Origin of the sequence: Polynucleobacter bastaniensis (assembly GCF_018882205.1) — a bacterium.
Classification (GTDB): domain Bacteria; phylum Pseudomonadota; class Gammaproteobacteria; order Burkholderiales; family Burkholderiaceae; genus Polynucleobacter; species Polynucleobacter bastaniensis.
On record NZ_JACVOU010000005.1, the window covers coordinates 141,094 to 159,350 of the forward strand.

Here is an 18,257-nt window from a genome sequence, read left to right on the forward strand (position 1 = left end):
ATGAATACACCATTTGGCTTAGCAAATTTATGGCTCGAGGGCGATGCAGTGACCCGCTTTGTGGCTATCGCGCTTCTGATCAGCTCTATTGTGACTTGGGTAATTTTGCTCTCTCGTTTTTGGGATTTGCGTAATTTACGCAAACTCCAGCCTGAGCTCGATCAGTTTTGGCGCGCCACTTCCTATGACCAGGGTCTGAATGCATTTACTAGCCATGCAAGCAACCCTTACTATCAAATTGCTAAAGCTGCCAGTGGAGCCTCTACCCACCACCAGAGCCAATCGACCAATCATCGTGAACTGCTGCAAACACTGAACTACTCTGAGTGGATGGCGAGAAGTCTTAAGAATAGTATTGATGGGGTTGCGGCCCAACTCCAAAAAGGGCTTACTTTCCTTGGCTCAACCGGTGCGACCGCACCATTTATTGGCCTGTTTGGAACGGTGTGGGGTATCTACCATGCTTTGATCGCAATCAGCAGCTCTGGTAGTGCGCAAATTGATCAGGTTGCTGGCCCTATTGGCGAAGCGCTCATCATGACTGCTTTAGGCTTGGCTGTAGCGATTCCAGCAGTATTAGGCTTTAACGCAATTAATCGTGCCAATAAATTATTGCTTGCTGATCTCAATCGCTTTGGCAATGACCTCCTCGCTTACTTTGTCACTGGTGCCCGTGTGAAGTCCGGAGAATAAATATGTCTTTTAATCTTCACAACGACCAAGAAGAAAGCGGCATTATGGCCGAAATCAATATGACTCCGATGGTGGATGTCATGTTGGTGCTCCTCATCATCTTCATCATTACTCTGCCAGTCATTCAGCAGGCGGTGAAGGTTGAGTTGCCCAAAGCCAATAGCGTACGCAATGAAGTCAAACCAGAGTCAGTACAGCTTTCGATTGACGCTCAAGGTCAAATATTTTGGAATAGCACACCAATTGATTTAAAAACTTTTGATGGCTATGCAGAAAAAGCTGCTCAGAAGGAGCCGCAGCCAGAAATCAATTTACGTGCTGATAAGTCAGTGAAGTATGAATATGTTGCTCAGGTATTAGCCGCATCCCGACGCGCTGGCTTAACCAAGCTCGGATTTGTAACTGAACCTAATTAAGGCTGATTAGCAGCAGTACATTACTCTTGATAAATCTTTGTACCCTCGCCTAGAGTTACGGAGAGAATTCCACCTTTAACCGTCTGCATCTTTCTTAGTTGGCCCGTTGGGCGATTAATCGCGGTCAACGTGATTACGGAACCAGCGCCATACTGAACACCATCAAAACTTTCTGGAGGAAATTGTGATTCCATTGAAATGAGGACCGTGTAGTCATCAATGAGGATGCTTTTGACAGTTTGCTGACCCAACTCGCTAACCCGGTCTAAATCTCGGTCATCAATAAAGACTTTGGCCTTCTGACTTTTTGAGGCAGCCATGACTTTGAGCTGATAAGTTTCAGTGTAGTTATTTTCCGAACGCTCACAAGTAAAAACCAAGGGGTCTGCAGCCAAACTGGGGGTGGCACCTAAAAGCAAGGGTAGCAAGAAGAGAAAGTAGAAATATTTCAAGGATGCCTGAAATCAATCGATTGGTGCCCGAGGCCGGAATCGAACCGGCACGACTTTTTTGAGTCGGCAGATTTTAAATCTGCTGTGTCTACCGATTTCACCACTCGGGCTCGCACGAGCAATAAAGCCGTACTAAATAAATCAAGACAAATACAATTTTAGCATGCGAGCCCTATCGGAGGCGGCAAGCCTGCTTTGATCAAGCCTGGGGTCTAGTTCAAGCAAACCCACTAAACTATTACTATGAAAATACCTACGCCAAGCTCAGGTCTTAAATCTGCCTTTAAAGGTATCTTTTTGCTTAGTTCTGCAGCTCTAGTCCTGATCATCGCTGCTGGAATAATCTACTTAATCTCCGCTCAAACGAATCCTTCTGGCAAGCGGATCATTAAGTCCCTCGGGGATTCCGTTTCGATTACCTTTGATGAGAGTGACATTCCCCATATTCAGGCAAAGAGCTCTACTGATGCACTCTTTGCCTTAGGCTATTTGCATGCTAGTGAACGATCCTGGCAAATGGAAATTAATCGCCGACTAGCCAGTGGGCGGCTCTCTGAAATCCTGGGGAAAGATACTGTCGGAATCGATCGCTTTATTCGGACACTGGGTATTAAGCACGCTGCAGAAAAACAGTTCGATCACTACCCTATTGCTACTAAGCGATTACTTCAGTCTTATGCGGATGGCGTTAACACTGGTAATGCACACTTAGGCTGGGCCCTGCCAGTTGAATACTTTTTAACTGGATCTAAACCAGGGCATTGGTCACCTACTGATAGCGTGGCGTGGATGTTGATGATGGCGCTCGATCTTGGCGGTAACTGGCAAAAAGAATTGCAACGCCTTGAACTCTCCCAGTTTTTAACTACCCAGCAGGTATGGGAAGTGATGCCAGCATATACACCGGGTGAGCCTGTGAGTAATGTTGACTTTGTCAAAATGTATCGAGATATCAATGTCTTTAATCCCAATCCACTCGCAAGAGATCAAAAGTCGACTAAACTACCTGCAACTGAATTAGCTGTCAATGAGGTTCCGGGCGGCAAGGAGGGCATCGGATCGAATAATTGGGCACTGAGCGGGAAACTGACGGCCTCAGGCAAGCCCTTGCTGGCAAACGACCCTCATCTAGGTCTATCAGCGCCTGCAATTTGGTATGTGGCCCACATAGATGCGCCAGGCCTCAATGTCATTGGTGCGACCCTCCCTGGTATTCCAGGAGTGGTATTGGGCAGGACTGATAAGTTTGCCTGGAGCTTTACGAATACCGGCCCTGATGTTCAGGATTTATATATTGAGCAGCTCGATGCGAAAAATCCAGGAGTTTATCGAGGGCCCGAGGGCCCACTAGCTTTTAAAGTTCGCCAGGAAATAATCGATATCAAAGGCGAGCCTCCACTACGCTTCTTAGTCAAAGAAACACGGCATGGCCCAGTGATTTCTGAATCGTATGCACGGGCCAAGCGGGTGATCGATACCGATCGCTTTGTTTTAGCTTTACGCTGGACTGCCTTGGATATTGAAAATCAATCTGTAGCTGGCTTGCTGGATATGAATCACGCCAAAGATTTAGGAACATTTAAGCAAGCACTACGCAAAAACTATGCGCCAATGCAAAACGTGGTGATGGCAGATGTAGATGGAAATATTTCTTATCAAGCGGCCGGTGTCGCACCCAAACGCACTTTGCATCAAGGACTGTATGGAGTGGCACCAGCATTAGGCTGGGAAAAGCAATATGACTGGGCTGGATACATCCCCTTTGAACAATTACCCAATAGCAATAATCCTGACTCAAATTGGATTGCTACGGCTAACCAAAAAATCATTGCGAATAATGATCCGAATCCACTGACTGGCGACTGGGAGCTGCCAACTCGCTACGACAGAATTGTGGAGCTCATTAAGGGCAGATCAACGCACGACTTCGCTTCCATGCAAGCAATGCAAGCAGACACTCTATCTTTGGGTGCCACACCATTATTAGAATTATTTAAATCAGCGCAATCAACACATCCGCTAGCCCAACAAGCAATTGAGCTCAGCAAGAACTTTGATGGGGATATGAAAATCGATAGCGCTGGTGCACTGATATTTAATGCCTGGGCCGACCAACTCTCACGTAAACTCTTCTCGCGCTTAGGATATTTGTTTACCGAGAATTACGGTACACGCAGCTTTAGACATGCTCTAATTTTGCAATTACAAAATCCAAATAGTCCTTGGTGTAATGATCCCAAAACTGAACAGATTGAGAGTTGTGCTGACACTTCAAATGCAGCGTTTGATAAAGCGCTTGAACAACTGAGTACACAATTTGGCAACAACCCTAAAAATTGGGTTTGGGGGAATGCGCACATCGCAGTTTCAGAGCATCGTCCATTGAGCAAGGTGCCATTCCTGGGAAGTCTCTTTAATCTAACGCAAGCTTTTCCTGGTGATAGCTTTAGCATCAATGTGGGACTCCTCGAACTACTGAGAGCTGACAACCCTTTTGAAACTAAGCAGGCACCAAGCCTGCGGACGGTTTATGACTTATCGGATTTAGAGCAATCCCTCTTTATTTATCAATCTGGACAGTCTGGCTGGGTACAGAACAAGCTTTATCGCAATATGAGTGCACTCTGGGCTCGAAATGAATACCTACCCCTGCAAATGAAACCCCAAAAGGTCGGGCGTCAACTAGATCTGGCTATTAAGGAGAAATAAGCTGGGGGAGTTTAGAATAATTCTTAAGATACCAACTAGAATCTGAACTTATATTAATAATAATGCCACAACGCCACATATGATGAAAAAAATATACACACTCACTATTTTTACCACCTTATCCTTATTACCTTTCTCTAGCAGCTTTGCTGAGTGGAAAGAGTTAGGAGCAAATGCAGTGATGGTGGTGTATGTTGATCTTGATACGATAAGCACCTCCGGTGAAAAAGCACAAATCATGTCCATGCTCGACTTGAAGAAGCCGGGTGTTAATCCAAAAACAAAACAGCCCGTTAGCTCAATCATCGGTATCAATGAGTACAACTGCCCAGCCATTAGCTACCGCCCAATCGAATACAAAGAGTTCGCTGGCAATAAAGGTAGCGGTAAGGTAGTTTCAGATAACAAAACTCCCAATAGTGAATTTGAGCCCGTGGTAAGCGAGTCTTGGGCTGCTGGAGTTTTCAACGTTGTTTGCCAGCGTAAATAAACATCTCATTTTGAATACCCCTCAAAACAGTCCCAACCCATCGGGCTGGTCTGTTTTTGGAGGTTTAGTTCTCTGCCTCAATTTGGGTGGTTGTGCTGCGCCATTACTGGCTTTAGGAGGATCTGCCACTACAGCTGCAAGCTCTGCAGGCTCAGTAGTAGTATCGGCAGCAGTAGCGAATCCCTCGACTGCAGCTAGCGCTATCTCCACTGTGACTACTGGTAAATCCCCTTTAGAGCATGCCGCCTCAGCGGCAACTAAGCAAGATTGTAATTTTCTGAATGCCTTAGGGCCAAAGCCAATTTGCTCGGATATTCCCGTTCCTAAAATTAAAGATATGAGCGAATCCTATCCGGGACCAGCAGATAGAGTGCCTACCGCCAAATAAGCAATCTAAAATTGCATCCCACAAGCAATCCTTCTCTTATTTAAAGTCATGACTACAGAAAATTACTACCTCACACTGACCTGCCCCAATAGACCGGGTATTGTTGCAGCCGTTTCAACTTACATCTTTGAATTAGGTGGCGATATTGAGGAAGCTCAGCAATTTGATGACAAGGCTTCCAAACGATTCTTCATGCGCGTGAGCTTTAGCTGCGGTACGGATAGCCAATCTCTGAAGGCTGGCTTTGTAGAAATTGCTAAGCGCTTTGATCTTACTTGGAACTTGCGCTCTGTAAAAGATTTGAAGCGTGTGCTAATCATGGCATCCAAGCTAGATCATTGCTTGGTAGACCTTCTCTATCGTTGGCGTATTGGTGAGTTGCCAATGATTATCAGTGGAATTATCTCTAATCATCCGCGTGAGGTTTACTCTAGTATTGATTTTGCGGATATTCCGTTTTATCACTTACCGGTTACGCCAGAGACGAAGTCAGAGCAAGAGATGAAGCTCCTTGAGATTGCTACTGATGCAAAAGTCGACATGGTTATTTTGGCTCGCTACATGCAAATTCTGTCGGATGATTTATCCACGAAATTATCCGGTCGCTGCATCAACGTTCACCACTCATTCTTGCCAAGCTTTAAAGGTGCTAAGCCTTACCATCAAGCCCATGCTCGCGGCATTAAGTTGATTGGTGCAACCGCACACTTTGTGACGAGTGATTTAGATGAAGGTCCGATCATTGAGCAAGACGTCACTCGTGTTACACATGGCGATACGCCTGAAGACTTAGTGCGTAAGGGCAGAGATTTGGAGCGCACCGTACTCTCACGCGCCCTGCGTTACTACTTGCATGACCGTGTCTTAATTAACGGCGCGACTTCAGTAGTCTTTTCAGACTAATCTCTTTTTAAGGCCGAACCCCTGGAGTTTCCAGGGGCATGCCTCTGGCTCGCCACATCAGAAATAACTCTAATTGAGCCATCTCTTGCGAGCCATATTCAAACTGTTTAGCACGAACACCGCTCATACAGTTCCGTAAACGCCTTTGTAAAGATCCCATAGTCTGCCATTCAATTCGGTAAATTGGGTAGGCAGTTGGGTGACCCTGAGGAATCAGGCTTCCCCCTAGTTTTAAGCCAGCGCGATCTTGATGACATTGGGCGCAAGATAAATTGAGCTGACCCATTCTTGTATTAAAGAACTGATGGCCTTGTTGCAGGTCTTTTTTGTTCTGAGGTGTTTCTTCAACAGCGATTGGCAAACCCTTGGATTGAGTTGCTACAAATGTCGTTAACGCTAGGAGCTCTTTACTCTCATAAGCGAGTGCAGGGGCCTCTTGTCGTGATGTACGACATTGATTAATTTGCCCCTCTAAGGTCTGCAACTTTCCTTTCTGCATCTTTGGAAACTGCGTTGCCACACCAGCCATCTTTTGCCCACTATCACCGTGACAGGATGCACAAGATACATTCTTGTTACCGATCTTTTCTTTCCACAGGCTGTGACCATCCATGACCCAAAATGCAGCGGGATTGAGATTGGAGTCATCTTGCATTGCCCGATTCTCCGGTGTCATCAGGTGATAGCTTGATTGCCGAGTATCTTTTGGAGCTTCTAGTGCTTGGCTGGAATCAACTCCAATCAAAATGACTAATAAGGGCAATACACGAAGGCAGAAAACAAACAGATTCACGAAACAGTAATTTGCGCTTGATTTACTGCCTCATAGCCACCATCTCCTACCCACTTGAATACAAGAGTACCGGAAGCTACTGCCTCGGTAGTAAAAATAATGAGGGGGTTAGCGCCAGTACCTGGATAAAAATCTGATCTGAATACTTCCTCGCCGTTGTATTGACAAGTAAAGAGTTGAATGATGTCGCGTGGAATCCGCTTGCCATCTTCAGTGTATCGATAGCCCGTTTCCATATCGTGCTGGGCGATTGCCCGAATTTCAATAATGGTACCTTTTTTTGCCTGGGCTGGCATCGTGATACCTGTGCGGGAGGTCTTACTCATATCATCTCCGTGCAGGCTGACAGAGTTACCAGGGTATCGGCATATCCCCGCCAAAAACTACCGTCACTCATTTGTGCAATAGCCCATACCCGTTGTGAGTCTGCCAACCTCACGCGAGTTGTTAACTCAGCGCGCCCAGAACGGGGTGTGAAATACGCAGTAAAAATATTAGGGGATGGATTCTCTTCAGCAATCACATGCACTGCCTTAACGTAATCATTTGCTGTCATGGGGCTTTCTATAGAGAGCTTGAGAACCACCAAGTTGCCGCTCTCCACCAAAGGCGGAATCACCAAGTTCACTCGGCCATCACGAATCGTGTTGGAGCCGGCAATTTTTGCGATCGCTTCCATTGCCTCTGGCTTTTTAGCCATCGTCAAACTCGGAGCCATCCAACTAGATAGGCCAAAAAGACCCAGCGCAGATAAATACGTACGTCGACTCACCTTGATGGGGTTTGAACTCGGATTGAACTCAGTCATATTGATTTCGTAATTACAGTTAGTTATTGAAGGCTTACTAAAAAAGCTACAACATCTTCTATCTCTTGGCCAGTAAGAATAGTCTGATCGAGAAATTTGGGTGCCACACGACTCAGACCAGTGCTGCGATAGTAAGCCGGCATGATGCTGCTTGGATTCAAGCGGGCTGGATCAACTAATCGAGCTCGCAATTGAGCTGGAGTGGATTGACCCACACTAGCAAGCAAGTCTGGCGCCAGATTACCCTGAAAGCGCTCTTCCGGAAATGGCCCACTGTGACACAGCAAACATAAACCGACTTGACGACTGGCCACAATCGCGCGCCCCTTTACAGCATCACCTGGAGAAGAAGTCAGGGGATTCACAATCGAATCCCCTGCCCAAGTCTGAGAGTAAGCTAAGCAAGGCAGGAAAAGAGTCGAGCTTCCTAGCAATAAAGCTACTAGCGCTCGTCTCATTCCTGTTTGCCCATAGCCATTACACCAACTTGAAACCGCTGTTTTTCAATGGGACTGTACGTAAGCGCTTGCCTGTTGCACGGTAGATCGCATTAAGCACTGCTGGTGCCGCGACTGCAATTGTGGGCTCTCCAACACCTCCCCACTCTTTGCCGCCACCCTGAATAATGATGGTCTCGACCGGTGGCATCTGTGACAGACGAATAGAGTTAAAGGTGTCAAAATTCTTCTGTACAACTGCGCCCTTCTCAATCGTGATTTCTTCTTCGAAGAGTGCAGATAAGCCATAAACAAAGGAGCCGGATACCTGACGGGCTATTTGCGCTGGATTGACCGCATAGCCCGGATCAGTTGCAGCCACCATGCGGAGAATCTCTACCTCATTGCCGTTAGTCACCGTGATCTCACAGGCTGCAGCAACATAGCTTCCAAATGAGCGCATCTGCGCAAGCCCACGAAATACTCCTGGCTTTGCTGGCTTAGTCCAACCAATACCATCTGCTACTGCATTCAGAACGGCTACCGCACGTGGGAATTGCTCCATATGCTTGCGACGGAATTCCACAGCATCAACACCCGTAGCTTCCGCCATTTCATCCATAAAGGTTTCTAGGAAGATTGCATTTTGATTCACGTTTACGCCGCGCCAAAAACCTGGCGGCACATGCGTGTTGCGCATAGCATGGTCAATCATCAAATTCGGGAAGCTGTAAGTAATACCATGCTCGCCCGCAGCGTCTAGACCTTGGAACACCACTGGATCTTTACCTTTATTGGCAGCCACTACTGCTGGACGTACAGAGGCTAAGATGGATTGACTTGAAATACGCATATCCAGGCCGGTGATGTTTTTCTTATCATCAATCGCGGCGGTCATCTTACACATCGTTACCGGGTGATAACGGCCTTGGGTCATATCCTCTTCACGGGTCCATATCAATTTGATTGGAGTGCCTGGCATTTGCTTGGCGATATTGACAGCTTGCGTGGTGTAATCCTGGAAGGCACCACGACGACCAAATCCACCACCAAGGTTGACCTTATAGACATTACATTTTTCGGCAGGCAAGCCTGAAGCTGCGATCACCGCGGCCAAAGAAGCTTCACCGTCTTGAGTGGGGACCCAAGCCTCGCAAGAATCTGCCGTCCACTTAGCTGTTGCTGTTTGTGGCTCCAGAGTTGCATGGTTCAAGAATGGATAGAAGTAGGTTGCCTCGATCGTTTTAGATGCTTTAGAGATTGCCTCTTTAGCATCACCATTCGAGTTACCGACAAAAGTCTCGCTGGCAGTTAAGCCACCTTCAAGCATCTTCTTAATAGAGGCACTAGAGACATCGCCATTAGTACCGTTATCCCAAACAATGTTGACCGCATCTAAGCCGGTCTTTGCTTGCCAGAAAGTGTCAGCAATAACTGCTACAGCAGAATCGCCCACTTGAATCACCTTCTTTACCCCCTTCATGCCAGAGGCTTTGCTAGCGTCGTAGCTCTTCACTTTGCCACCAAAAACTGGAGACTCATGAATGGTTGCTACCAACATGCCGGGTAACTTCAAGTCAATTGCATAAATCTGCTTACCGTTTACCTTGTCAGCAGTGCCGTCAATACGATTCAATGACTTACCAATGACAGTCCACTCTTTAGGATCCTTTAAAGGGACATCTTTAGGCACTTCTAACTTGGAGGCTGCTACAGAAACTTTACCGAAAGTCGTTTTACGGCCAGATGGGGTGTGGGTAATCACACTATTTTTAGCGACGCATTCAGAGACGGGTACACCCCATTGGGTTGCTGCAGCCTGAATCAACATCATGCGTGCTGCGGCACCGCCTTTACGAACATATTGCTCAGAAGTGCGGATACCACGACTACCGCCTGTAGAGTAGCTGCCCCATACTTTGTTACGTTTGAGATTCTCACCGGGTGTTGGATAGTCGTAAGAGATTTTTTTCCAATCACACTCCAGTTCTTCAGCAACCATTTGTGCCAAGCCAGTAATGGTTCCTTGACCCATCTCGGAGCGCACAATTCGCACTACGATATCGTCATTTGGCTTAACCTCTACCCAAACACCAATCTCAGATGTTGATAAGGGAGTCATGCCGGTGGTACCGGAACCCATCGCCGCATTCGCGGATGAGATGAAAGAGAAATCAAAGCCGATTGCTAATCCAGTTGCAATAGCACTTGAGCCAACAATAAAGTGGCGACGTGAAGTGTTGGTAACGTTGGTAGTGTTTGTATTAATAGTTTTAGTCATGATTACTCCTTATGCCTTGCTCACAGCATGAATAGCATCACGCACTTGTTGGAAGGTTCCGCAGCGGCAGATATTGGTTACAGCAGCATCAATCTGCGCATCAGTTGGTTTTGGGGTATTGCGCAATAGGGCTGTAGTTGCCATCACCATGCCAGACTGGCAGTAACCACATTGCGGCACCTGGTTATCAACCCATGCTTTTTGCACTTTAGAGAGCTGACCATTCTTTTCTAAGCCCTCTATAGTTTCAATCTTCTTACCTACAGCCGCACTCACCGGAATTGCGCAACTGCGGATTGCTTGACCATCAAACAAGACAGTACATGCGCCGCACTGACCCACACCGCAACCATATTTAGTACCTGTTAATCCAACGTGATCACGTATCGCCCACAATAAAGGGGTTTCTGGATCAACATCCACCTTGTACTTTTTACCGTTGACGTTTAAGTCAGTCATGCGTGCTCTCCTTAATTGATTTATTTTGAAGTCTTACTCATTAGCAAAGACCCTGCTTTTGATGTGATTATCTTACCCAAGAAATAATTTATTGCTTTGCAACATATATTGCAGAGCAGTAAGATCAAGCCATGATCTCCGGCCTAGTCCAAATCCTTCTCTTTCAAAGCCTAGGTGAGCTTCTATCCAAGTTTGCTCTGCCTACCCTTCCTGGCCCCGTAATTGGCTTGGTGTTACTCATTATTTGGCTGGTTCTGCGCAAGGGAATCAATCCTGAGCTCGCATTAGTAGCAGACGGCTTTAGCCAATACCTTGGCCTTTTATTCGTTCCGGCAGCCGTTGGGGTAGTGCTATTTTTACCCCAACTACAGGCTAATGCCCTCGCAATCATCAGTGCCTTGGTCGGTAGCGTGATTCTGACTATTGCCACTAGCGCGCTAGTTGTCCGCTTTTTGAGCGCAAAGCCAACAGAGACGGGGCAATGAACGAAAAACATTCGATTGTGGAGATTTGGGTTTACCTCTCGGGTAGCCCTTTATTTGCCCTTTTTATTACTTTGGCTGCCTATCAAATTGGCCTGTTGATTTATAAGACTGCCAAACAGAATCCTTTAGCTAACCCAGTAGCAATCGCCATCATTCTGGTTGCAAGCATCATTCAATTTGTTGAGATGCCCTATTCCACCTACTTTGAAGGTGCGCAATTTATTCATTTCTTATTAGGCTCGGCAACGGTCTCTTTAGCTATCCCGATCTATAGAGGCTTAAGTAGCTTGAAGGGTCGATCATTTCCTTTGCTGGCGTCTTTAATTGCAGGTGGCTTGGTATCCATTATTGGCGCGGTAAACATCGCCAAATTATTAGGGGCTGACTCCAGCATTACGGGTGCCATGTACCCTAAATCAGTTACCGCGCCCATTGCCATGGGTATCGCTGAGCGGATCGGAGTATCCCCGACCTTAACCGCCATCTTTGCCGTGACTACCGGAATCCTCGGAGCAATTCTGGCGCCCTTTATTCTGAATGCCCTGGGCATGAAAGCATGGTGGCAACGCGGCTTTGCAATTGGCATCGGGGCTCACGGCATTGGCACCTCGCGTGCATTTAGCATTCATCCAGAGGCAGGAACTTATGCCAGTCTCGCCATGGGAATGAATGGCGTTATCAGTGCTGTAGCCATTCCGATTTTGTACCACCTATTTAATTAGATGACTTGCTCCAATAAAATTTGGGGTATGACCGTAAAAAAAGGGGTGGCATGCACTAATAGTGAGCACCAATTTCTAATTTGGTATCAAAGAAGTCATTTCCCTGATCGCTACTGCTTTAAGCTTGAGTGATCGGTATTTTTATAAACAAGCTATACATCACTTAAAGAACATCAACATGAATCCTCTTAAGCGCAAAACTGCCCATGCACTCTTGGGCTTTGTATTCACAACTATCCTGTGCGGCAACGCCATGGCAGCATCAGATGCAGATTGGCCCAAGAAGCCGATCGTCGCCATCCTGCCTTTTCCTGCTGGTGGCTCTACTGATATATTTGCGCGCGCCATCGGCGTACCGCTTGGAGAGGCATTAGGTCAACCCATTGTGATTGAAAATAAACCGGGTGCTGGCGGCATGATTGCCATGGGCGCATCAGCCAAGGCCGCGCCTGATGGCTACACCCTTTTATTTAGCGCCCTCACTAATCAGTCTATTTCTCAAGCACTTTTCAAAAATCCACCGGCAGATCTCACCAAAGACTTTGCGTCCATCGCGCTCGTAGGTTCAATCCCGCATTTAATTGTTGTGAACCCGTCAGTACCCGCTAAGAATTTACCTGAACTCATTTCCTATATTAAATCCAAAAAGGGAGACTTTAATTACGCCTCTCAAGGTAATGGCAGTCTCTCTCACCTTGAGTCAACAATGTTCATGCAGCGGATTGGTGCCGCTGGTACCCATATCCCTTATAAGGGTAGCGCTTTTGCTCTCCCAGATTTAATTGCCGGCAATACGCTCATGATGTTTGATAGCGTGACAGCATCTCTGCCACATATTCAAAGTGGCAAGTTGCGCCCCATTGCGATTGCCGCGCCCGAGCGTTCACCATTAATGCCGAATGTCCCCACCTTAGGTCAAGATGGCATGAAACAATTTGATGTAGAAAATCTCTATGCCATTTTTGCTCCCAAAGGTACGCCCCCAGCAATTGTTGCAAGAATAGAAAGAGAAATTCGGAAGATTTTGACTAACCCTGACTTCAAAAATCGTCTGGCAAACCAAGGTATCCATCCCCAATTTGCCAACTCTGAGCAATTAACTATGATCACGCAAAGTGAGCATGACAAGTGGGCGAAGGCTGTTAAAGCAGCCAACGTTAAAATTGATTAATAGCCAATACACCCAAGCTTGCGCACTCTTAAAGAGAATCGATTAGATCCATGTTAATTTCTCCTCCCTTCGGGGGCGGTCGTGCCCCAGTCCTTGCAAAGAATGCAGTTGCTAGTTCACAGCCATTGGCCACACAAGCGGGGATTGAAGCCTTGCAAAATGGTGGCAATGCGGTGGATGCAGCCTTAGCGACTGCGATCACACTCACCGTGGTTGAACCCACCATGAATGGTCTTGGTGGCGATGGCTTTGCACTCATTTGGGATGGTAAAAAACTCCATGGCATGAATGCCTCTGGTCGTGCCCCTGCAGCTTGGACGCCGGAGTATTTTTCTGGCAAAACCGCAATGGATTTGATTGGCTGGAATACCGTGACTGTGCCTGGAATGGTTTCGGGTTGGATTGAGTTATCTCGTAAGTTTGGCAAGCTGCCTTTTGCACAACTCTTTAAACGTGCAATTGACTATGCTGAAAACGGCTTTCCAGTTTCACCGGTCATTGCTCGTCAATGGCGCGAGGCGATTCCTATTCTGAAGAATGAGCCTGGTTTTAGTGCATCATTTTTGATTGATGGCAAGGCGCCGACTGCTGGTCAACTCTGGCGCTACCCCGCCCAAGCCAATACATTACGCGAGATCGCTAACACTGAAGGTAAATCTTTTTACACCGGTAAGTTAGCCCAAAGCATGGTCGACTTTGCTCAAAGTACCAGTGGCTGTTTCACCATGGCAGATTTTGCTGCTAATCAAACAGACTGGGTTGAGCCATTAGCATTTGATTATGGTGATTACACCTTGCACGAGATTCCTCCCAATGGTTCGGGTATTACGGCCCAGATGGCACTCGGTATTTTGCAAGCAGCTAATGCAAAACAATATCCCGCCAACTCTGCACAGCGTATTCACCTACAAGTGGAAGCCATGCGTATTGCCTTTGCTGATGCTTACGCTCACGTATCGGATGCCAGTACTATGAAAGTACCGACAAGCGCTCTATTAGATCGGGATTATTTGGCTAGCCGCGCTGCACTAATAAATCACACTCAAGCAGGTAGCTACCGTGCCGGAGACCCGCATGCTGGTGGCACTGTTTACCTTTGCGCTGCGGATGAGAGCGGCATGATGATTTCTTATATTCAATCGAACTTCAAGGGCTTTGGTTCTGGTGTAGTTGCCCCAGGTGGTATTGCCTTTCATAACCGTGGTATGAGCTTTAGCTTAGTTGATGGTCACCCTAATCAAGTAGCTCCAGGTAAGCGCCCTTTCCACACCATCATCCCCGCATTCCTCACCAAAGGGAGTCAGCCAACCATGGCATTTGGTGTGATGGGTGGCAATATGCAACCACAGGGACATCTACAATTTGTAATGCGCTTTGTCGATGAATATCTCAATCCACAGGCCTGCTCAGACGCACCGCGCTGGAGAATTGATGATGTGGGCAAGCTCACGGTTGAAGCTTCAATGCCAACTGTAGTAGTCGAAGGACTTAAAGCAATGGGACATGAAGTGACTGTCATGCCTGCAAACAGTTTAGACTTTGGTAGTGCTCAAGCTATTGCGCTATTAGGTGAACAAACAAATGAAGCCTATATTGCTGGTAGCGATCATCGTCGCGATGGATTGGCAGCAGGTTTTTAAAGCGAGTTAGCCAGGCAAGCAGTTCAAATAAAAACGCTTCACCTCTTGATCGCAGCTCACATCCTTAGGCTGTATGGGGCGCTCTAGAATGATGCCCTCGATGGAGGTACAGCGACTCAAGGCGACATAAACTTGTCCTGAGGCAAATGCCCCTGAAGAGAGATCTACTTTGATCTTATCCAGAGTCTTGCCTTGACTCTTATGAATAGTGACAGCCCAAGCTAGCATTAGTGGGATCTGCACAAAGGTGCCAATGATGTTCGGTGAAATCTTGCCAGACATCATGTCATGGTCATAGCGGTACGATTCCCACTGATGTCCTTTAACTTCCACCGTATTAGAGTAAGGACCGTTTTGTACCATCACCTTTACAGTGTTAGGCAACAACTCACGCACTACCCCGATCGTACCGTTGACCCAACGCTTCGGGAAATTGCTATCGGTTGCCGTAAACATCACCTTGGCGCCCACCTTTAGAGTGAGCTGATTAGGTGATGGCAGATTGCGATCATCCACATTGAACTTACCAGTGCTATTGCCCATATAGACTTTGGCATCAGTTGTAAGTGCTCGTAATCCTGCGCCATTAATTTGATCTGCACGAGCGTTGGTCGTGGTTAGCGTGATGGTTTGCTCATCAATTTCTTTTTTTGTTTCATAACAGACGGTATTTAAAGTATTGAGTGCTTCTTCAATGTCTTGATTGATACGGATCTGATTGAGTAAGCCGGCAAAGTGCGCATCTTTTTGACGGAAGATCTTTGATAACTCCACCATCGTGACATCTTTACGATGTAACGCATTGGCGCAGAAGAAATAAGGGCCTTCGTAACCGCGCTCCGAAAGTACTTGCATATCCGCCTGAGATACCACCGGCGGCAACTGAAACAAGTCCCCAACAAACATCACCTGTATGCCACCGAAGGGCTCACTCTTATGAGGTCCGTTAGCGCGCAGAAATAAATCAATTGCATCCACTACATCTACTCTCACCATTGAGATCTCATCGATGATCAGGAGACGAATATCTTTATAGAGACGCTTATCTTTTAAAGGCTTGATATCTTCTTCAGGAAAGATCAAGCGAGGTGGCAAGCGAAAGAAGGAGTGAATCGTGACGCCCTTCACTTGCAATGCAGCTACGCCAGTTGGCGCAACTACCACTACGTTGCCATGAATGTTTTCACGTAAATAGCCAATTAAAGTGGTCTTACCGGTGCCCGCCTTACCGCTGACAAAGATATAGGGGTCGTGGCGCTCAATTGCGTCAATTACCTCCTGGTACTCAGAGGTGATTTCAATAGCGGATGGATCAATTACGGGTGCGGTCATTCCTTATTGTTTCACGGCATCAGCCACACACCGAAATCCAATGTAAACCACTCCAATATCTGCTGGCTTAGATTCCACATCAGATTCTTTTTGTCTCTCAGGGCCATACCACCAAGATGCACCACGGGTAATGTAGCCACCGTTACGCTCGGTAGCAGTCCACTCCCACACGTTGCCACCCATATCGAATAGTCCATTGACTCCGAGCTTAGTAGTGCCCGTGGAGACATGGCCAGTACCTCGGTTTAAGGCACCTGCAGGAGCGACACCTTTGTAGTCACCACAGCCACTGAGGCAATGAGAAGCCGCTGGAGTGCTACCGCCGGGGAATGGATAACGCTCACCCTTCACAAAGCCAGTAGGTGGATTTGCTCGTTGCTCTACAAATGCCGCAGAGATCCACTCAGCCTCAGTAGGCAAGCGCTTGCCAAAATAACGGCATACAGATGCAGCTTCAGATTGATTGAGGTGTACTGCTGGCTCAGTATCTTTTGCAGGAACACCGTAGGGGGTTTTCCAAGTCCAACCGAGTTTCTTAACAAAACCGGATTCGTAATTGAGCCCGCCGCCGTTTTTCTCGGCCTGGCTTACAAAGCCTGTAGCCGTCGCAAACGCTTTCATATCCGCAATGGTCATCTCAGTTTGATCCCAAGTCACATTGCCAACTTTAACCACAGGGATGGTTGACGCAGGTGCGCTAGTGGCAGTTGATGGTTGCAACATGAAATACAGAGCGATCACGGACAGCAGTAGGCCGAAAATAACAGGGAGAAGGTCGAATTTTTTCATGAATAAAAATCTCAAAAGAAAAGGCTCCGGATAGGGAGCCCTAGGATAATGCAATATTCGGTGGGGCGAACGACGGGGCTCGAACCCGCGACAACCAGAATCACAATCTGGGACTCTACCAACTGAGCTACGTCCGCCACTGAAGACCTAGATTATAGCTTTTGGGCTAAAACCCTGTCAAAAAGCCCTAGTTATAAGATTTAAGAGCCCTCGAACTCAAAAGCGGCCCAATCCCCTAGGGTAAGGCTAGCATCGATAAAGAAGTCCAAAATGGCAGCCTTACTTTGTACCTTAGCCAGAGCATGGTGATCAGAAAGGCGCTGGCGCCAGTAACGGGAGCCAGCCCTGCCATGAGCCAACCCAAGAATGTGCCTTGTAAAGGCTCCGATATAAAACGGTTTGCCTTTCGATTGGCACTCATCAAACCAAGCCTGCACCTGCTTCACCAATGCAATCTGAATGCGATGCCACTCGGTCTCGCTAAAAAGATATCCAGCGGCTTCGCCATCAGTCTTGATTAAGTCATCCCAACCGAGCAACATCGCCGGAAAATGATAAGCCGCCCTACCCACCATAAAGCCATCAAAATCATCCCAATGGCCAGCGATTTGCTCATTGCTTTCTAGTCCGCCGTTGAGCAATACCTTCAGGTTCAGGAATTGTTTTTGTGCATCAAGGCGAAGCTTTGCAGCGACTTCATAACGTAATGGCGGTTTACTGCGATTCTCCTTGGGGGATAAACCTTTGAGGACTGCATTACGAGCATGGATGGTGACCTGGCTAGCGCCTGCATCTGCTACTGCAAGGATAAAGTTCAGCGCAAATTGATAATCTTGTTCAGAGTTGGCAGCATCCATTAAATCCAAGCCAAGACGATGCTTTACGGAAATAGGTATATCGACTGCACTCTTCATGGCCTTAACGCAATCTGCCACTAATGCGGGCTCGGCCATCAGACAAGCGCCAAAAGCACCACGTTGCACGCGTTCAGAAGGACAACCGCAATTGAGATCAATCTCGTCATAGCCCCACTGCTGCGCTAAGTCTGCAGCTTTAGCTAAATCAGAAGGGTCTGAACCACCCAACTGCAATACGACGGGGTGTTGATCTTGCGAATAATCTAAATGGCGTGGCACATCCCCATGAATCAGTGCGCCCGTAGTCACCATCTCGGTATACAGAACCGCATCTTTAGTCAGCGTGCGATGAAAAGAGCGGCAATGACGGTCAGTCCACTCCATCATTGGAGCGACAGCTAAACGCTTCGGCAGTTTTACAGTCATACGAAT

20 protein-coding genes and 2 tRNA genes are annotated in these 18,257 nt (G+C 47.2%); 10 read left to right on the forward strand and 12 right to left on the reverse strand.

The genetic code is table 11. The features are described 5' to 3' along the window. Together ICN22_RS10040 and ICN22_RS10045 are read left to right on the forward strand one after the other, a co-directional pair. The gene (locus tag ICN22_RS10040; protein ID WP_216170717.1) at nucleotides 1-693 is read left to right on the forward strand and encodes a MotA/TolQ/ExbB proton channel family protein; all 693 of its coding nucleotides are present in this window, start codon (nucleotides 1-3) and stop codon (nucleotides 691-693) included. A gap of 2 nt (nucleotides 694-695) precedes the next feature. Continuing rightward, nucleotides 696-1,109, forward strand: a complete 414-nt coding sequence (locus ICN22_RS10045; protein WP_216170719.1) for an ExbD/TolR family protein — start codon at nucleotides 696-698, stop codon at nucleotides 1,107-1,109. Between the two features lie 20 nt (nucleotides 1,110-1,129). Here ICN22_RS10045 and ICN22_RS10050 read toward each other — a convergent pair whose 3' ends face one another. Then, nucleotides 1,130-1,561, reverse strand: coding sequence for a hypothetical protein (locus ICN22_RS10050; RefSeq protein WP_216170721.1), 432 nt, complete (start codon nucleotides 1,559-1,561; stop codon nucleotides 1,130-1,132). A gap of 21 nt (nucleotides 1,562-1,582) precedes the next feature. Beyond that, nucleotides 1,583-1,671 (reverse strand) — tRNA-Leu (locus ICN22_RS10055). A 133-nt stretch (nucleotides 1,672-1,804) separates the two neighbouring features. On the opposite strand from ICN22_RS10055, the gene ICN22_RS10060 reads away from it, so the two are divergent. The 4 genes from ICN22_RS10060 to purU all read left to right on the forward strand — a co-directional run bounded on the left by ICN22_RS10060 (nucleotide 1,805) and on the right by purU (nucleotide 6,051). After that, nucleotides 1,805-4,270, forward strand: a complete 2,466-nt coding sequence (locus ICN22_RS10060; protein ID WP_216170723.1) for a penicillin acylase family protein — start codon at nucleotides 1,805-1,807, stop codon at nucleotides 4,268-4,270. Between the two features lie 79 nt (nucleotides 4,271-4,349). Beyond that, nucleotides 4,350-4,760 carry a surface-adhesin E family protein gene (locus ICN22_RS10065; RefSeq protein WP_255533928.1) on the forward strand — a complete coding sequence of 137 codons (411 nt, stop codon included), beginning with the start codon at nucleotides 4,350-4,352 and terminating at the stop codon, nucleotides 4,758-4,760. A 10-nt stretch (nucleotides 4,761-4,770) separates the two neighbouring features. After that, nucleotides 4,771-5,148, forward strand: coding sequence for a hypothetical protein (locus ICN22_RS10070; protein WP_216170724.1), 378 nt, complete (start codon nucleotides 4,771-4,773; stop codon nucleotides 5,146-5,148). Nucleotides 5,149-5,196: 48 nt separating this feature from the next. Beyond that, entirely contained in the window at nucleotides 5,197-6,051 is an 855-nt protein-coding gene (gene purU / locus ICN22_RS10075; protein WP_216170725.1) for a formyltetrahydrofolate deformylase, read from the forward strand. A 7-nt stretch (nucleotides 6,052-6,058) separates the two neighbouring features. Here the strand turns inward: purU and soxA are convergent, their stop codons facing one another. Genes soxA through ICN22_RS10105 form a run of 6 tightly spaced genes read right to left on the reverse strand, consistent with a single transcriptional unit; the run spans nucleotide 6,059 to nucleotide 10,829 of the window. Next, nucleotides 6,059-6,844 carry a sulfur oxidation c-type cytochrome SoxA gene (soxA, locus tag ICN22_RS10080; RefSeq protein WP_369411595.1) on the reverse strand — a complete coding sequence of 262 codons (786 nt, stop codon included), beginning with the start codon at nucleotides 6,842-6,844 and terminating at the stop codon, nucleotides 6,059-6,061. Then, nucleotides 6,841-7,170 (reverse strand): thiosulfate oxidation carrier complex protein SoxZ, encoded by a 330-nt coding sequence (locus tag ICN22_RS10085; RefSeq protein WP_216170726.1) that lies wholly within the window; start codon nucleotides 7,168-7,170, stop codon nucleotides 6,841-6,843. Before ICN22_RS10085 ends, soxA begins: the two co-directional genes overlap by 4 nt. Continuing rightward, nucleotides 7,167-7,652 (reverse strand): SoxY-related AACIE arm protein, encoded by a 486-nt coding sequence (locus tag ICN22_RS10090; RefSeq protein ID WP_216170728.1) that lies wholly within the window; start codon nucleotides 7,650-7,652, stop codon nucleotides 7,167-7,169. The genes ICN22_RS10085 and ICN22_RS10090 overlap by 4 nt, the downstream gene beginning before the upstream one ends. Before the next feature lie 23 nt (nucleotides 7,653-7,675). Continuing rightward, nucleotides 7,676-8,110: a sulfur oxidation c-type cytochrome SoxX gene (gene soxX, locus ICN22_RS10095; RefSeq protein WP_216170730.1), complete on the reverse strand. Its 435-nt coding sequence runs from the start codon at nucleotides 8,108-8,110 to the stop codon at nucleotides 7,676-7,678. Between the two features lie 19 nt (nucleotides 8,111-8,129). Next, the gene (locus ICN22_RS10100) at nucleotides 8,130-10,370 is read right to left on the reverse strand and encodes a xanthine dehydrogenase family protein molybdopterin-binding subunit (protein WP_216170732.1); all 2,241 of its coding nucleotides are present in this window, start codon (nucleotides 10,368-10,370) and stop codon (nucleotides 8,130-8,132) included. A 9-nt stretch (nucleotides 10,371-10,379) separates the two neighbouring features. Further along, nucleotides 10,380-10,829, reverse strand: coding sequence for a (2Fe-2S)-binding protein (locus ICN22_RS10105; protein WP_216170734.1), 450 nt, complete (start codon nucleotides 10,827-10,829; stop codon nucleotides 10,380-10,382). Between the two features lie 131 nt (nucleotides 10,830-10,960). Between ICN22_RS10105 and ICN22_RS10110 the strand changes: the two genes are divergently transcribed. From ICN22_RS10110 to ICN22_RS10125, 4 genes are all read left to right on the forward strand, one after another. Beyond that, entirely contained in the window at nucleotides 10,961-11,314 is a 354-nt protein-coding gene (locus tag ICN22_RS10110) for a CidA/LrgA family protein (protein WP_216170737.1), read from the forward strand. Beyond that, a complete protein-coding gene (locus ICN22_RS10115; protein WP_216170739.1) occupies nucleotides 11,311-12,036 on the forward strand; it encodes an LrgB family protein in 726 nt (241 codons plus the stop codon). The genes ICN22_RS10110 and ICN22_RS10115 overlap by 4 nt, the downstream gene beginning before the upstream one ends. A gap of 178 nt (nucleotides 12,037-12,214) precedes the next feature. After that, on the forward strand, nucleotides 12,215-13,207 hold the full coding sequence (locus ICN22_RS10120; RefSeq protein ID WP_216170741.1) for a Bug family tripartite tricarboxylate transporter substrate binding protein: 993 nt from the start codon (nucleotides 12,215-12,217) through the stop codon (nucleotides 13,205-13,207). Between the two features lie 50 nt (nucleotides 13,208-13,257). Then, nucleotides 13,258-14,847 (forward strand): gamma-glutamyltransferase family protein, encoded by a 1,590-nt coding sequence (locus ICN22_RS10125; RefSeq protein WP_216170743.1) that lies wholly within the window; start codon nucleotides 13,258-13,260, stop codon nucleotides 14,845-14,847. Between the two features lie 6 nt (nucleotides 14,848-14,853). Here the strand turns inward: ICN22_RS10125 and ICN22_RS10130 are convergent, their stop codons facing one another. The 4 genes from ICN22_RS10130 to dusA form a co-directional block, all read right to left on the reverse strand. After that, a complete protein-coding gene (locus ICN22_RS10130; protein WP_216170745.1) occupies nucleotides 14,854-16,179 on the reverse strand; it encodes an ATP-dependent DNA helicase in 1,326 nt (441 codons plus the stop codon). Between the two features lie 3 nt (nucleotides 16,180-16,182). Continuing rightward, nucleotides 16,183-16,968, reverse strand: coding sequence for a formylglycine-generating enzyme family protein (locus ICN22_RS10135; protein WP_216170747.1), 786 nt, complete (start codon nucleotides 16,966-16,968; stop codon nucleotides 16,183-16,185). A gap of 61 nt (nucleotides 16,969-17,029) precedes the next feature. Then, nucleotides 17,030-17,105 (reverse strand) — tRNA-His (locus tag ICN22_RS10140). A gap of 63 nt (nucleotides 17,106-17,168) precedes the next feature. Further along, entirely contained in the window at nucleotides 17,169-18,251 is a 1,083-nt protein-coding gene (dusA, locus tag ICN22_RS10145) for a tRNA dihydrouridine(20/20a) synthase DusA (RefSeq protein ID WP_216170749.1), read from the reverse strand. Between the last annotated feature and the right edge of the window lie 6 nt (nucleotides 18,252-18,257).

Bases quoted from the DNA above. Each gene is read 5' to 3' on its own strand.
- ICN22_RS10120 (WP_216170741.1), top strand. From the start codon at position 12,215: ATGAATCCTCTTAAGCGCAAAACTGCCCATGCACTCTTGGGCTTTGTA.
- ICN22_RS10065 (WP_255533928.1), top strand. From the start codon at position 4,350: ATGATGAAAAAAATATACACACTCACTATTTTTACCACCTTATCCTTA.
- purU (WP_216170725.1), top strand. From the start codon at position 5,197: ATGACTACAGAAAATTACTACCTCACACTGACCTGCCCCAATAGACCG.
- ICN22_RS10125 (WP_216170743.1), top strand. From the start codon at position 13,258: ATGTTAATTTCTCCTCCCTTCGGGGGCGGTCGTGCCCCAGTCCTTGCA.
- ICN22_RS10060 (WP_216170723.1), top strand. From the start codon at position 1,805: ATGAAAATACCTACGCCAAGCTCAGGTCTTAAATCTGCCTTTAAAGGT.
- ICN22_RS10045 (WP_216170719.1), top strand. From the start codon at position 696: ATGTCTTTTAATCTTCACAACGACCAAGAAGAAAGCGGCATTATGGCC.
- ICN22_RS10115 (WP_216170739.1), top strand. From the start codon at position 11,311: ATGAACGAAAAACATTCGATTGTGGAGATTTGGGTTTACCTCTCGGGT.
- ICN22_RS10100 (WP_216170732.1), bottom strand. From the start codon at position 10,370: ATGACTAAAACTATTAATACAAACACTACCAACGTTACCAACACTTCA.
- soxX (WP_216170730.1), bottom strand. From the start codon at position 8,110: ATGAGACGAGCGCTAGTAGCTTTATTGCTAGGAAGCTCGACTCTTTTC.
- ICN22_RS10110 (WP_216170737.1), top strand. From the start codon at position 10,961: ATGATCTCCGGCCTAGTCCAAATCCTTCTCTTTCAAAGCCTAGGTGAG.
- ICN22_RS10130 (WP_216170745.1), bottom strand. From the start codon at position 16,179: ATGACCGCACCCGTAATTGATCCATCCGCTATTGAAATCACCTCTGAG.
- ICN22_RS10085 (WP_216170726.1), bottom strand. From the start codon at position 7,170: ATGAGTAAGACCTCCCGCACAGGTATCACGATGCCAGCCCAGGCAAAA.
- dusA (WP_216170749.1), bottom strand. From the start codon at position 18,251: ATGACTGTAAAACTGCCGAAGCGTTTAGCTGTCGCTCCAATGATGGAG.
- ICN22_RS10040 (WP_216170717.1), top strand. From the start codon at position 1: ATGAATACACCATTTGGCTTAGCAAATTTATGGCTCGAGGGCGATGCA.
- ICN22_RS10135 (WP_216170747.1), bottom strand. From the start codon at position 16,968: ATGAAAAAATTCGACCTTCTCCCTGTTATTTTCGGCCTACTGCTGTCC.
- ICN22_RS10090 (WP_216170728.1), bottom strand. From the start codon at position 7,652: ATGACTGAGTTCAATCCGAGTTCAAACCCCATCAAGGTGAGTCGACGT.
- ICN22_RS10105 (WP_216170734.1), bottom strand. From the start codon at position 10,829: ATGACTGACTTAAACGTCAACGGTAAAAAGTACAAGGTGGATGTTGAT.